This window comes from Rhizobium sp. TAL182 (assembly GCF_002117725.1).
GTDB lineage: Bacteria > Pseudomonadota > Alphaproteobacteria > Rhizobiales > Rhizobiaceae > Rhizobium > Rhizobium esperanzae.
Genome location: NZ_CP021024.1, coordinates 1007656 through 1020958, shown reverse-complemented (window position 1 = coordinate 1020958; position 13303 = coordinate 1007656). Strand labels below are relative to the sequence as shown.

Annotated in this window: 18 protein-coding genes; 7 read left to right on the top strand and 11 right to left on the bottom strand. The window is 63.2% G+C overall.

The features are described 5' to 3' along the window. Positions 1–89 precede the first annotated feature (89 nt). The 3 genes from Tal182_RS05065 to modA all read left to right on the top strand — a co-directional run bounded on the left by Tal182_RS05065 (position 90) and on the right by modA (position 1641). On the top strand, positions 90–509 hold the full coding sequence (locus Tal182_RS05065; protein WP_085858317.1) for a hypothetical protein: 420 nt from the start codon (positions 90–92) through the stop codon (positions 507–509). Between the two features lie 95 nt (positions 510–604). Beyond that, on the top strand, positions 605–913 hold the full coding sequence (locus Tal182_RS05060) for a Dabb family protein (protein WP_085858315.1): 309 nt from the start codon (positions 605–607) through the stop codon (positions 911–913). Between the two features lie 23 nt (positions 914–936). Continuing rightward, positions 937–1641 carry a molybdate ABC transporter substrate-binding protein gene (modA, locus tag Tal182_RS05055; protein ID WP_085860833.1) on the top strand — a complete coding sequence of 235 codons (705 nt, stop codon included), beginning with the start codon at positions 937–939 and terminating at the stop codon, positions 1639–1641. A 60-nt stretch (positions 1642–1701) separates the two neighbouring features. Here the strand turns inward: modA and Tal182_RS05050 are convergent, their stop codons facing one another. The 6 genes from Tal182_RS05050 to Tal182_RS05030 all read right to left on the bottom strand — a co-directional run bounded on the left by Tal182_RS05050 (position 1702) and on the right by Tal182_RS05030 (position 6279). Beyond that, positions 1702–2604 (bottom strand): metal ABC transporter substrate-binding protein, encoded by a 903-nt coding sequence (locus Tal182_RS05050; protein ID WP_085858313.1) that lies wholly within the window; start codon positions 2602–2604, stop codon positions 1702–1704. Between the two features lie 15 nt (positions 2605–2619). Next, complete coding sequence (locus Tal182_RS05045; RefSeq protein WP_085860831.1) at positions 2620–3492, bottom strand: metal ABC transporter permease; 873 nt, start codon at positions 3490–3492, stop codon at positions 2620–2622. Further along, complete coding sequence (locus Tal182_RS05040) at positions 3489–4238, bottom strand: metal ABC transporter ATP-binding protein (protein WP_085858311.1); 750 nt, start codon at positions 4236–4238, stop codon at positions 3489–3491. Before Tal182_RS05040 ends, Tal182_RS05045 begins: the two co-directional genes overlap by 4 nt. Continuing rightward, positions 4235–4363 (bottom strand): hypothetical protein, encoded by a 129-nt coding sequence (locus Tal182_RS33080; protein ID WP_257784647.1) that lies wholly within the window; start codon positions 4361–4363, stop codon positions 4235–4237. The genes Tal182_RS05040 and Tal182_RS33080 overlap by 4 nt, the downstream gene beginning before the upstream one ends. Before the next feature lie 500 nt (positions 4364–4863). Beyond that, the gene (locus tag Tal182_RS05035; RefSeq protein ID WP_085858309.1) at positions 4864–5349 is read right to left on the bottom strand and encodes a peroxiredoxin; all 486 of its coding nucleotides are present in this window, start codon (positions 5347–5349) and stop codon (positions 4864–4866) included. A gap of 90 nt (positions 5350–5439) precedes the next feature. After that, positions 5440–6279 (bottom strand): protein-disulfide reductase DsbD domain-containing protein, encoded by an 840-nt coding sequence (locus Tal182_RS05030; protein ID WP_170965921.1) that lies wholly within the window; start codon positions 6277–6279, stop codon positions 5440–5442. 141 nt (positions 6280–6420) lie between these two features. Here Tal182_RS05030 and Tal182_RS05025 point away from each other — a divergent pair, with 141 nt between their 5' ends. The 3 genes from Tal182_RS05025 (at position 6421) to Tal182_RS05015 (ending at position 8504) form a co-directional block, all read left to right on the top strand. Then, entirely contained in the window at positions 6421–7026 is a 606-nt protein-coding gene (locus tag Tal182_RS05025; protein ID WP_064800934.1) for a YqgE/AlgH family protein, read from the top strand. A 119-nt stretch (positions 7027–7145) separates the two neighbouring features. Continuing rightward, positions 7146–7337, top strand: coding sequence for a CsbD family protein (locus Tal182_RS05020; RefSeq protein ID WP_064800933.1), 192 nt, complete (start codon positions 7146–7148; stop codon positions 7335–7337). 90 nt (positions 7338–7427) lie between these two features. Then, the gene (locus tag Tal182_RS05015; RefSeq protein ID WP_085858307.1) at positions 7428–8504 is read left to right on the top strand and encodes a putative zinc-binding metallopeptidase; all 1077 of its coding nucleotides are present in this window, start codon (positions 7428–7430) and stop codon (positions 8502–8504) included. 277 nt (positions 8505–8781) lie between these two features. Here the strand turns inward: Tal182_RS05015 and rnhA are convergent, their stop codons facing one another. The 5 genes from rnhA to Tal182_RS04990 form a co-directional block, all read right to left on the bottom strand. Further along, on the bottom strand, positions 8782–9237 hold the full coding sequence (rnhA, locus tag Tal182_RS05010; protein ID WP_011424310.1) for a ribonuclease HI: 456 nt from the start codon (positions 9235–9237) through the stop codon (positions 8782–8784). Then, the gene (locus Tal182_RS05005; protein ID WP_085858305.1) at positions 9234–10199 is read right to left on the bottom strand and encodes a homoserine kinase; all 966 of its coding nucleotides are present in this window, start codon (positions 10197–10199) and stop codon (positions 9234–9236) included. The genes rnhA and Tal182_RS05005 overlap by 4 nt, the downstream gene beginning before the upstream one ends. 53 nt (positions 10200–10252) lie before the next feature. Then, complete coding sequence (gene ispH, locus Tal182_RS05000; RefSeq protein ID WP_085858303.1) at positions 10253–11254, bottom strand: 4-hydroxy-3-methylbut-2-enyl diphosphate reductase; 1002 nt, start codon at positions 11252–11254, stop codon at positions 10253–10255. Between the two features lie 76 nt (positions 11255–11330). Then, positions 11331–12086 carry an SURF1 family protein gene (locus Tal182_RS04995; protein WP_064809748.1) on the bottom strand — a complete coding sequence of 252 codons (756 nt, stop codon included), beginning with the start codon at positions 12084–12086 and terminating at the stop codon, positions 11331–11333. Then, a complete protein-coding gene (locus Tal182_RS04990) occupies positions 12079–12459 on the bottom strand; it encodes a DUF983 domain-containing protein (protein ID WP_064800926.1) in 381 nt (126 codons plus the stop codon). The genes Tal182_RS04995 and Tal182_RS04990 overlap by 8 nt, the downstream gene beginning before the upstream one ends. Positions 12460–12597: 138 nt before the next feature. On the opposite strand from Tal182_RS04990, the gene Tal182_RS04985 reads away from it, so the two are divergent. Further along, a complete protein-coding gene (locus Tal182_RS04985; protein WP_085858301.1) occupies positions 12598–13239 on the top strand; it encodes a chloramphenicol phosphotransferase in 642 nt (213 codons plus the stop codon). The last annotated feature ends 64 nt before the right edge of the window (positions 13240–13303 follow it).

Here is a 13303-nt window from a genome sequence, read left to right as displayed (position 1 = left end):
CGCCTGCGCGGCGCGCCTCTCCCCCATGAATGGTGATTGACCAACGACCGGCGATATGCGCCTCTTTCCTATCGCATAAGGACAATTCGATGCTCAAATTTCTGCTCGCCCTTTCGGTCGGCGCCCTGTTCGTCTCGCCGGCGCAGGCGACCGACCTCTATCCCGCCACCAAGGCCTGTGTGCCCGGCAAGCCCCATTGCGAGCGATGGACGGCGGAGTTCAAGAGATCGCTGGCGCTGGCGCAGAAGGGCGATCACGTCGCCCAACAGACCGTGGCCTTCTGCCTGTATTCCGGCTGCCACGGCGCCGTCGCCATCGACAGGGTTGCGTCCTGCAGCTGGTACCTCGTCATCGCCGATTCGGGTGCGGCGACGGTGCTCGACCGCTCCAATCTCAGAAACAGCTGCCAGCCGATGACGCCGGCGCAGAAGGACGAAGCCCGCGCCTTGTCCGGCGAGCTCGTCCGCAAGCTCTACAATCGCGCGCCTGTAGCAGGCGACCAGATATAAGCTCTCCGGCCATCCAGATCAGGCCGGCGATAAATCTGATTGCCCTCCCGGCGTTCGCCGCTATTCTGCCGGTAACGACAATCGGGAGGACACTGATGATCCTGCACTGCGTGTTTCTGCGGCTGAAGACCGCGCTGACGACCGACGACAAGCAGGCGCTGTTTGCCGCGATCGCCGCCCTGAAACAGGTCATTCCCGGCATCGTTGATATCAAATGCGGGCCGAATGTTTCTCCCGAGGGACTGCACGGCGGCTTCGTCGACGGCTTTGCCGTCACCTTCGAAAGCCCCGAAGCGCGGGATGCCTATCTCATCCATCCAGAACATGTGGCAGTCGGCGAGCGCATCGTCTCCTCAACGGACGGAGGCCTCGCCGGCATCCTGGTCTTCGATCTCAATATTTGAGGCGCATGGGGGACGGCTGGGCCATGAAACAGGAAATCCGGCTTTTTGGCGCGATCGCGGTCCGACCCGCCGTCCTCGCTCTCATCCCCCAGTTCGAGATGGCCACCGGTTTGACCGTTGCCGCCAGGTGGGAGGTCAATCCCACGGTCAAGAAGCAGATCGAGGCCGGCGAGCCTTTCGATCTCGTCATCATCAACCCAGATATGGTTGAGGCGCTGACCGCCTCGGGAAAGGTCGAGGCGGGGAGCAAGGTGGCCTTCGGCAGAATCGGGATGGGTGTGGCGGCCAAGGCAGGCAGCCGGCCGCTCGATGTCGGATCGACAGAAGCATTCAAGGAGGCATTGAAGAGCGCGAGATCCATCGCCTATGCCAGTGACGGAACCAGCGGCGGCTATTTTTCCAGCCTGCTGGATCGGCTGGGAATAGCAGACGAGGTAAAGCCCAGGCTCGTGGCCGCGCCGGGAGGGCAGACAGCATCAGCCGTCGGCCGTGGCGAGGCCGAGTTGGCCGTCGTCCCCGTGACCTCAATTCTCGCTGCCGCGCCCGACGTCATGCTTGTCGGCCGGTTTCCGGCAGAGCTTCAAAGCTACATCGACTTTGACGTGGGCATCGGCGCCGATTCCAGCGACGCGGAAGCCGCGAGGCAGCTTTCGGAATTTCTCGTATCGGCAGCCGCGGATGAGGTCCTGGCGGCCAAGGGCGTCGAGCGACGCCACAAGCCTGTTTGACAGGGGCGCATGACGCCGAAGCGGATATCGGCATCATGCTTTTCACTATCGGATCGACTCTCAGCTCGATTTCGCCATGGCGGCGGCGAGCTGGTCGACATTGTAGCGGAACATCTTCTCATAGGTCGGCGCCGGTCCCTTGGCGTCGGAAAGTGATTCGACATAGAGCTCGCCGCCGGGTTCCGCACCCGTTGCCTTGGCGACCTGCTTGACCAGGCGCGGATCGTTGGAATTTTCGAAGAAATAGGCCTTCACGTGCTCGCCCTTGATCTGTTCGATCAGCTTGGCGACGTCGGCGGCCGAGGCCTCGCTCTCGGTGGACAGGCCGAGCGGCGCCAGGAAGCTCACTTTGTACTCGCGGCCGAAATAACCGAAGGCGTCGTGGCTGGTCAGCACCTTGCGGCGGTCGTCGGCGATCGCGTCGAATTTCGAATGGGCATAGGCGTTCAACTCGTCCAGCTCCCGGGTATATTTCTCGGCATTGGCCTTGAAGGCGGCGGCGTCGGTGGGATCGGCTGATGACAGCGCCTTTTCGATATTGGCGACCCAGACCTTCACGTTGACGGGGCTGTTCCAGACATGCGGATCGGTGATGGTCTTGCCGTCCTCTTCCATGGTGCGGGTGCTGATGCCTTCGGAAACGGCCACCGGCTTGCCCTTGTAGCCCGAGGCGGTGATCAGCCGGTCCATCCAGCCTTCCAGCCCTTCACCGCTGACGAGGGTGACTTCGGCCGCCTTCAAATTCTTCGCATCGGCCGGCGACGGCTCGAATTCATGGGGATCGCCGTTCGGGCCGACGAGGCTCGTGACATGAACATGGTCGCCGCCGACCTGCCTGACGACATCGGCAAGCACGGTGAAGGACGCCACCACCTTCAGCGTTTCGGCGGAAGCGGGCGCGGCCGAGAGCGCCGTCAGCGCGGAAAGTGCGGCGGCGGAGAGAAGCAGTCTACGCGATATCATGAAGTCTCCTTGAGATCAGCCCTTCAGATGCGGGCGGGGAAAGAAGCGCCGGGCAATGCCGGAAGGCGCGAAAAGGATTGAGAAGGCGTAAAACAGGGCCGCCGTCATGATGATCGTCGGACCGGAGGCAAGTTCGAGGTGGTAGGAGGCAATCAGGCCGAGATAACCGGAGGCGGCGGCGCTCGCGGTCGCAATCAGCATCATGACAGGCAGGCTGCGCGACCAGAGCTGGGCGACGGCCGCCGGCAGCATCATCAGGCCGACCGCCATCAGCGTGCCGAGCGCCTGGAAGCTGGCGACGAGGTTCAGCACCACGAGCAGCAGGAAGAGCACGTGATAGACCGGTCCGCGCCCGCCGACGGCTCTCAAGAAACCCGGGTCGAAACATTCGGCCACCAGCGGCCGGTAGATGGCGGCGAGGATGACAAGCGTCAGCGAGGTGATGGCGCCGATCTGGTAAAGCGCCGGCGCATCGATCGCCAGGATGGTGCCGAAGAGCACGTGCAAGAGATCGATGTTCGAGCCGCGCAGCGAGACGATCAGCACGCCGAGCGCCAGCGAGGCGAGATAGAAGCTGGCAAAGCTTGCATCCTCGCGCAGCACTGTCATGCGGCTGACGGCGCCGGACAGCAGCGCCACCGACAGGCCGGCGATAAGGCCGCCGAGGCCCATCGCCGTCAGCGACAGCGAGCCGGCGACGAGATAACCGATCGCCGCCCCAGGCAGCACCGCATGGCTCATGGCATCGCCCATCAGGCTCATGCGCCGGAGCATCAGGAAGACGCCGATCGGCCCCGAGCCGAGCCCGAGGCAGAGACAGGCGACAAGGGCGCGGCGCATGAAGCCGAAATCGGCAAAGGGCGCGAGGAAGAGATCGTAAACCGTCATGCCGCCGGCGCCTCTTGCGAGGTGCAAGCCGCGGCATCCTCGTCCCAGCGCTCAGCCATGGCGCGCGCCTTCAAGAGATTGGCGGACGACATGACGTCGGCCGTCGGCCCCCAGCCCACCAGCTCGCGGGCGAGCAGCAGCGTCTGAGGGAAATGCGTCCGGACGAGCTCGAAATCATGCAGCACGGCAATGACGGTGCGGCCCTCGCCGTGCCAGCGAGCGACGATGTCGAGGAGATCTTTGGTCGTGCGGGCATCGATTGCCGTGAACGGCTCATCGAGCAGGATGACGCCGGCATCCTGCCGGAGCAGGCGGGCAAAGAGCACGCGCTGGAACTGGCCGGCCGAGAGCGAGCCGACATGGCGCCTGCCGAAACCGTCGAGACCGACGGCGGCCAGCGCCTCGCCCGCCTTTTTGACATCGGCGGGTGCCACGCGGCCGAAGGCTCCGCTCGCCTTCCAGGCGCCGAGCATGACGGTGTCGATGACCGAGATCGGAAAGCGCCGATCGATCTCTGCCGCCTGCGGGAGATAACCGAATTCCGCCCGTCCCAGCCGGTGCTCGACCCTGCCTTCGGCCGGGCGAAGCTCCCCCATGATCGCCTTCAGCAGCGTCGACTTGCCCGCCCCGTTCGGCCCGGCAATCGCCGTCAGGCTGCCCGGCGCAAAGACGCCGGAAACATGATGGACGGCCGGGTGACGGTCATAGGCGATGGTGAGATCGTCGAGACGGATCAACGGCGTCATGGCAGCAGAACCGCCCAGTGAATGGTAAGCCACAGCCCGGCTATGATCACCGAGATGCCGATCACCCTTGAGAAGGCCGATTGTCCCAGCAGGCTGACGGAGGGGCGATCGGGGCTCGGGTGCATGGCTCATCCTGACAATGTAATAACATTACGGTTATGTTATAACGATTGCGGCGAGATTGAGGCGGGAGGACCGGCTTTCGTGTCGCAGGATGATCGGTGGTGGGTTCCAGGCTCAAGACCTGGGATGACGGAGTTTGAGGAGAGGCATTGGCCAGAGGCGCAACGCCGCTGCTATTGCATCACCATCGCTGGATTTGCCACGGAGCTTCATCCGACCCCGGGCCTCGTCGGCGGTGGCCATGGATTCCAGGCTCAAGGCCTGGAATGACGGAGATTGAGGAGGGCCATTGGCAGGAGGCGCAACGCAGCGGCTATTGCGTCACCATCGCTGGATTTGCCACAGAGCTTACCCCACCCTCCGTCGTCCTCGGGCTTGACCCGAGGACCCATGCCGGCCTCGCCGACTGCGACCGTGGATCCCAGGCTCAAGGCCTGGGATGACGGAGGTTGGGGGCAACGTTGCTGGCCAGACCAGCCGGCGCTGCCGTCCTATCGAAAACTCAAAGCAGTTCCAGCATCGCCGCCGCGCCGGAAACCGTCGCCTGGCCGGGGCTTTCCTCGACGTTGAGGGCCTTGACCAAGCCGTCTTCCACCAGCATCGAATACCGCTTGGAGCGCAGGCCGAGGCCGCCGGCGGAGAGGTCGGTTTCGAGGCCGACGGCCTTGGTGAAGCCGGCGTCCCAGTCGGCGAGGAAGTGGATCTTGCCCATACCGCCGGAGGATTGTGCCCAGGCGCCCATGACGTGCCAGTCGTTGACGGCGAGAACGGCGATGTCGTCAACGCCCTTGCCGAGGATGGTGTCGCGGTTTTCGAGATAACCCGGCAGATGGTTCAGCGAGCAGGTGGGCGTGAAGGCGCCGGGCACGGCAAAGAGCACGACGCGCTTGCCGGCGAAGAGCTGATCGGTGCTGATTTCGACAGAGCCGTCGGCGGTCTTTTCCTTGAAGGTGGCGGCCGGAAGCTGGTCGCCGATCGCGATGGTCATGGGTTTTCTCCTTTGTCCAGGTTTTGCGGCAGATGTAGGGGCCGGCTTGGCGGGCGCCGCGAGAAGATCGCAGGCGACTATAAGTGCCGGTCAGTCAAAGGCAAGCGTGGTCTCCATCGCCCTGTCGCCATCGATCACCAGCACGCCCCAGCGCTTGCCTGACATGTCGTAATCCTTAGGCAGCTTGCCGATTGCCATATCGGTCTTGAAGGTGGCGCCGTCGCGTTTGCCGCCGATCTGCTTGGTGAAGGCATAGCCGCCCGGGCCGGTGACGATGATGTCGGGCGCGCTCTTTCCCGCGCCCGGCAGGGTGAGCGTCAGCGACAGTGTCTTCCTGTCCGGCGCGATCGCGTGCGCCGTGACCTTGAAATCGTCCGACGGCGGCTTCGGCAGCGCCGCATCGGCGGCGGCAAGGATCGCCTCCTCCTCCGGATGCGACTGGATGGCAGGGCCGAGCGTCACCGAGAGATTTGCCTGGAAGGGAACGCAGATATCCCTGCAGATGCCGATAAAGGCCGTCGCATCGATCGTAACCGGGGCTTTGCCGGACGCCGTCAGCGACAGCGGCAGCGTCACCGGCGCGTCATAGGCGATATCCTCGATGGCGCCGTTGAAGAAGTGCTTGGGAACCGGATAGGCGATGCTATCAAGCGTGACGCCGCTTCCGGCCGCGATGGTGAGTTGAGGCGGAATGCCGCTGTTGCCGGGCTCGCGCCAATAGGTGATCCAGCCGGGTTTCGGTTCGATCTGCAGGCCGGCGCGGATTTTGCCGCCAGCCTCGGGCGCCAGCGCCACGAGGCGCATACGGCCGCCCTCGGCCTCGGCCCAGGCGCTCATTTCCGCCCTAGCGGAACAAAAGGGGGCGAAGGCTGCGGCCAGCGAAATGGCCGCCATCAAAAGCCGGCGCGGTGCCAAAGAAATAATCATCATGGAACAAAGGTTTATCGAAAGTCCGGTTTGGCCGCCAGAAGCGGACGGCCATATAATCCTCATTTTCAGTTGATTGATTGGTGACATTGGCCCATCTTTCTCTTGTCGGGGCCTTGATGCGGTCTGGCAGCAGGAGGAACGATGTCCTTATCTACGCTGAAGAACAGACGGGAACGTGGCTTCTTCGATGGCCAGTTCCTCATCGCCATGCCGGGCATGGAAGACCGCAATTTTGCGCGCACGGTGATTTACATCTGCGCGCATTCGGATGCCGGTGCCATGGGCTTCGTCATCAACCGGCCGCAGAGCCTCACCTTCACCGACGTGCTCCTGCATCTCGACATGATCAAGCAGGAGGAACCGATCGTGCTGCCGCAGCGGGCGCGTGACTTCCCGATCCAGACCGGCGGTCCGGTGGAAAGCGGCCGCGGCTTCGTGCTGCATTCGGACGATTATGCCAGCGACTCCTCGATCCCGGTCAGCGACGACATCTGCCTGACGGCGACGCTCGACATCGTGCGCGCCATCTCCAAAGGCGCCGGGCCGAAGCGTGCGACCATGCTGCTCGGCTACTCCTCCTGGGCGGCCGGCCAGCTCGAAAACGAGGTCGCCAACAATGGCTGGCTCACCTGCCCGGCGAATGAGGAACTGATCTTCGATCGCAGCCTCGACGACAAATACGAGCGGGCGCTCGCCGGCATGGGCATCAACGCCGCCATGCTCTCGGCCGAAGCCGGCCACGCCTGACGGCCGCTGCTCGCCTGACCGTCGCGGCTCGCCTGGCGGTCGCGGGAACGAATAGGCGCGAGTGACGTTCCCTTCCCGCGCGGACGAGAGGTCCGACGCCGAGCATGGAGACATCACAGATGGGTAGCACCAGCGACAAGATTTCAGGCAAGGCAAACGAAATTGCCGGCAAGACCAAGCAGGCCGCCGGCAAGGCCACGGGCAATCGCGACATGCAGGCCGAGGGCGACGTCCAGGAAGCCAAGGGCAAGGGACAGGTCGCAACAGGCAAGGTCAAGGACAAGCTCAAAGGCGCCGTCGACCGGCTCTGAACCACCAGCTCAGCCCTCCCGAACCATGCCTGCTGCGCACGCGCGCAGCGGGCATTTTTAATCCGCCCCTGCCTTGCAGAGATCAGTACGATGAAACTCTTTGCCTGCGACAATTGCGACCAGGTCGTCCACTTCGACAATCGTCACTGCGTGCGTTGCAATCACCGGCTCGGTTTCCTCCCGGGCGACCTCGCCATGCACGCACTGGAGCCGCGCGACGAGATGGTCTGGCAGCTCGTTTCCGATCCCGACCGGCACGTGCGCTTCTGCGCCAATTCAGGCCTCGACATCTGCAATTGGCTGGTGGAGGGCGAGAGCGACAGTGAATTCTGCACCGCCTGCCGCCACAACCGGCTGGTTCCGAATACCGACACGCAGGACGGCATCGACCGCTGGCGGCGCATCGGCCAGGCGCAGCGTCATCTGTTCTATTCGCTGTTGCGCTGGAAGCTGCCGCATCCCGATCGCGGCCAAGATCCGCAAGGCGGCCTGGTCTTCGATTTCCTCGAAGATTCCCTGCAGGGCAACGGCAATGTCGTGCCTGCTATGACCGGCCATGAGGAAGGCCTGATCACCATCCGCGCCGCCGAAGCCGACGACGCGACGCGCGAACGGGCGCGCAGCTCGATGAACGAGCCCTATCGCACGCTGCTCGGCCATTTCCGCCACGAGACCGGCCATTTTATCTGGAACAAGCTGGTGCGCGATCGCGACGGCCTCGACGATTTCCGCGCCGTCTTCGGCGACGAACGGCAGGATTATGCGGCCGCACTGCAAAAACACTATGCCGACGGCCCGCCTTTGGGATGGCAGGATCATTTCATCAGCGCCTATGCCGCATCGCACCCCTGGGAGGATTTCGCCGAATGCTTTGCGCATTACCTCCATATCGTCGACACACTGGAGACGGCCCGCGCCTTCGGCATCGCCATCGATCCGCGCGGCCACGAGGAAATCGCTGGCGAGGTGGATTTCCTCCCGTACAGGGCGAAGAGCGCCGAGCAGCTCGTCAGCGCCTGGGTGCCGCTCAGCATCGCGATCAACGCCATCCAGCGCAGCATGGGCCAGCCCGACTCCTACCCCTTCGTGCTGTCGTCGCCCGTGGTTGCCAAGCTCGAATATCTGCACCGGCTGATCCAGGCCGGGGCGACGGCGCCGCAGCAGTGAGATGCAAAGCCTCTCCCATCCTCATCCCGTGCTCGTTATCGGATGAGTCCGCCTCCGCCCGTTGTCGGCTTTCGGGGACGAATTGGCCGGGACGACACCACATATTCCGTCATCCTCGGCCTTGAGCCGAGGATCCATGCCCCTGCTGGTAGGTGTCGGCGTGGATGCTCGGGTCAAGCCCGAGCATGACGGAGATTGGGTTGAACCGACGGGCACATTCATGCCGCCAGCGCTTTAATAAAGAGAGAGGTGCGCAACGGCAAAACCGCACACCCCTTTAAAACGAAACCGCCTTGCCCTTCTTGAACGGCTCCATGCCCCGGCGCGCAAGTTCATCGGCGCGTTCGTTTTCCGGGTGGCCGGCGTGGCCCTTGACCCAGTGCAGCGTCACCTTGTGGCGGTTGCGGGCTTCTTCCAGCGCCTGCCAGAGCTCGGCGTTCTTCACCGGCTTCTTGTCCGATGTCTTCCAGCCGTTTTTTTTCCAGCCGAAGATCCACTTGGATATACCGTCCTTGACGTAGGCGCTGTCGGTATAGAGGTCGACCTCGCAAGGGCTCTTCAGCGCCTGCAGCGCCGAGATCGCGGCCATCAACTCCATGCGGTTGTTGGTCGTCTCCGCCTCGCCGCCGCAAAGCTCCTTTTCGACCTCACCATACCGCAACACCGCGCCCCAGCCGCCCGGACCGGGATTGCCGGAGCATGCGCCGTCGGTGAAGATATCGACGTGTTTCATCGGCTCAATCCGTATTCGGCGGCCGAGACGATCTGGCGGTGAAAGCGCAGCTTGCGCAGATATTCGAGCGGGTCCTTCTTGGTGACCATCGCGCCTTCCGGCGTCGTCAGCCAATCATAGAGCCGGGTCAGGAAGAAGCGCAGCGCCGAGCCGCGCGCGAGCACCGGCAGGGCGGCGATCTCTGTCTCGCTCAACGGCCTGACGCTCTGATAACCCTCGAGCATCGCCATGCCCTTGGTGATGTTATAGGCGCCATCCTTCTCGAAGCACCAGGCGTTCAGGCAGATCGAGACGTCATAGGCAAGCAGATCGTTGCAGGCGAAATAGAAATCGATCAGGCCAGAGAGCTGATCGCCCAGGAAGAAGACGTTGTCGGGGAAAAGGTCGGCATGGATGACGCCGGACGGCAGGCTCTTCGGCCAGGCGGCGGCGAGAAAATCGAGTTCGTTGCGGATCTCGCCCTGCAGGCCGGGTTCGACCTCATCGGCACGCGCCTCGGATTTCTCCCAGAGCCCCCGCCAGCCGTCGAGCGACAGCGCGTTCGGACGTTTCAGCTCGAAATCTTCGCCAGCCACATGCATTTCGGCCAGCGCCTTGCCGACCTCACGGCAATGCTTCGCCTCCGGCTTTCTCAGCCACATGCCTTCGAGGAAGGAAATCAGCGCCGCCGGCCGGCCGGAGAGCGAGCCGAGCAGCGCGCCATCGCGCCGCGGCAACGGCAGCGGACAGGAGAGGCCGCGAGCCGCAAGATGCTGCATCAGGCCGAGAAAGAAAGGCAGGTCGCTCTTTTCCACGCGCTTCTCATAAAGCGTCAGGATCAGCGGCGCCTTCGAGGTATGCAGCAGGAAATTCGAATTTTCGACGCCTTCGGCGATGCCCTTATAGGAAAGCAACGTGCCTGCATCATATTCCGTCAGGAACCATTTCAGATCGTCTTCGGCGATATCGGTATAGACTGCCAAGTGAGGTCTCGTCTCTATATTGTGGATGGTGATGACCGGGACGCGGTGGCGGCCTAGCCGTTGACAAAGGCCATGTCGGCCGTCGTCAGCTCGATGCTGCGCAATTCGCGATTGACCAGGAAGTTTTCGGTTTCCTGCACCGTCTCGGCCAGCTCGACGCGGGCATCGAAGCGGGCGCGGAAAGCCTCGATGATCTCGTTGACGATCACCTCCGGCGCCGAGGCGCCGGCGGAAAGGCCGAGCGTCGAAATCGCGCCGATCTCCTCCCAGTCGAGCTCGGCGGCGCGCTGCACCAGGATCGATTTCTTCGCCCCTGCCCTCAGCGCCACTTCGACAAGACGCTTGGAATTGGACGAATTCGGCGCACCGACGATGATGAAGAGATCGCAGCCCGGGGCCGCCTGCTTCACCACTTCCTGGCGGTTGGTCGTCGCATAACAGATCGAATCCGCCGCCGGCGCGGTCAGGTTCGGAAATCGCTCCTGCAGGCGGGCGATGACGCCGGCTGTATCATCGACCGACAGCGTCGTCTGGGTGACATAACCGAGATTGTCGGGATCGGCGGGAACGTAGGCATCGGCATCCTCGATCGTCTCGATCAGCGAAACCGAACCTTCCGGCAATTGCCCCATCGTGCCGATCACTTCCGGGTGGCCGGCATGGCCGATGAGGACGACATGGCGGCCGAGGCGATTGTGGCGCATCGCCTGCTTGTGGACCTTGGACACGAGCGGACAGGTGGCGTCGAGATAGAAGAGGTTGCGGCTTGCCGCATCCTCCGGCACCGATTTCGGCACGCCGTGAGCGGAGAAGACCACCGGCTGGGCGCGATGCTCGGCGGGGATCTCGTCCAGTTCCTCGACGAAGACGGCGCCCTTGGCCTCCAGCCCTTCGACGACATAACGATTGTGGACGATCTCGTGGCGCACATAGACCGGCGCGCCATAGGATTTGAGCGCCAGCACGACGATCTGGATGGCGCGGTCGACGCCGGCGCAGAAACCGCGCGGACCGCAGAGCCTGATCGTCAAGGGAGGTTTCGCCGCAATAGTCATGTCCGTTCCGTCAAAATTCCGTCCAGCGTGGGAGTAAGGGACCTCTAGCCCAATATGGCCGGGAATTGAAGCGATACTATTGCCGAGGCGCCTTGCCGGGTTTTCGGAACCAGGAGATCGCCACCACAACGACGAGCACGGCGGCAAGCCCGTACCAGGTCAGAGCATATTGCAGATGATCGTTCGGCAGATCCACCTGGGTGACGCCGCCGATCGGCAGGCCGGCCGGGTTGGGGGTGGAATCGGCATCGACGAAAAACGGGATGACGCGCGCCTTCTCCAAGCCGACGCTCTCGGCCATGACGTCGAGGTCTTTCCAGTAGAAGATGTTCTTGGCGACGTCATTGTCGGGCACCAGCCAGGACGGCTTGCCGGCAAGTTTGGCGCGCGCGAGCCCGGTGACCGTCTGCTGATCGGTCAGCTGGCCCTGCATGCGCATTTCCGGCTCCTTGTTCTCATAGGGAACGAAGCCGCGATTGACGAAGAGGATGCGCCCGTCGGCAAGCTCGAGCGGGGTGTAAATATAAAAGCCGGTCTGGCCGTGCCAGGTGGCGAAGAAATGCCGCTCCTTATTGTTGATATAACGGCCGGTGGCGGTGACCTTGCGGTATTCGATGTCGCCGCCGGACGCGGCCATTGCCTCGATATCGGCGAGCGGCACCGGCGCGGCAGCCTGGCGCGCGGCTATATCGGCTAGCAGGCCCTGCTTCCAGTGGAGGCGCTGCAGCTGCCAGGTGCCGAGCGAAACCAGGATGGCAAGGGCGATCAGCACCAGAATGCCGGTTATAACAGGCAGCCGGCGGCGCGCCACGGCATGATCGACGTCAGTCACTCAGACGTCCTTCGCGGGCATTATGGCGGTACTGCATGGCGATCAGGATGCCCTTGAACCAGCGCAGTGTCAGAAGCGACAGGATGATCGTCAGCGGCCCGAAAATGAGGATATGCACCCAGATCGGCGGCCCGTAATTGACCTGCAGCCACAGCACCATGCCGATGACGATGAAGCCGACGATGAGGATGACGAAGACGGCCGGGCCATCACCGGAATCGGCGAAGGAATAATCCAGGCCGCAGGAGGCGCAGCGCGGCTTCAGGCCGAGCAGACCATCGAACAGTTTGCCCTGGCCGCAGCGCGGGCAGCAGCCTTTGAAACCGGTTTTCACCGGATCGAGGGGTGGAAATTGCGCGCTGTCCTCGCTCATGATGTTCCTTTACGCGGCCACTTGCGGCCGCGGCCTTTTCGATGCTGCCTTAACTCTCCCATAAAGTATTCGCATCCCGAATGGAAATGCCTGCGCGGTTCTGATGAGCGATTCGCGCCAAACAGAAGAAGAAGACTGATGACCAATGACAGCCATGCCGGACAGATCATCATCCTGAACGGCGCGCCGAGAAGCGGCAAATCCAGCATTGCGCGTGCAATCCAGGACGAATTCGAGGGGCCGTGGATCAACCTCGGCGTCGACGGCTATAACGATATGACACCAAAACGCTACCTGCCCGGCATCGGCCTGAGGCCGGGCGGCGAGCGCCCGGATCTCGAGGAACTCGTGCCGTTCCTCTACGCAGCCCTTTACGAATCGATCGCCATCCATGCCGGATTGGGGCTCAATGTGGTGGCAGATCTCGGCCACCACGACAGCTACTCGCAGCCGCTCGGCATTCTTCCCGATTGCGCCCGGCGCCTGCAGGGTTTCTCCGTGCTGTTCGTCGGCGTGCGCTGTCCGATCGAGACGATCATGCAGCGGCGCGAGATCAAGCAAGAAGGGCGCGAGACACTCTATGCAAGAGCCTCCGAAGAGATGCCGGTCCCCGAACCGGTGCAGCGCTGGCAGGACGAGGTTCATCGCCCCGGCATCTACGACATGGAGGTCGATACCTCGGTGCTGACTGCACTCGAATGCGCCGAAGCGATCCGCCAGCGCCTCGATCTCGGCATCCCCGAACCCTCGGCTTTTGAGCGGATTGCCGGCGGGCGGTGAGAGAAGCGGCGCGGCCCAAATGGGCAAAGGCATGCCGCGGCTTGTCGACTCCCCTTCTCCCCAG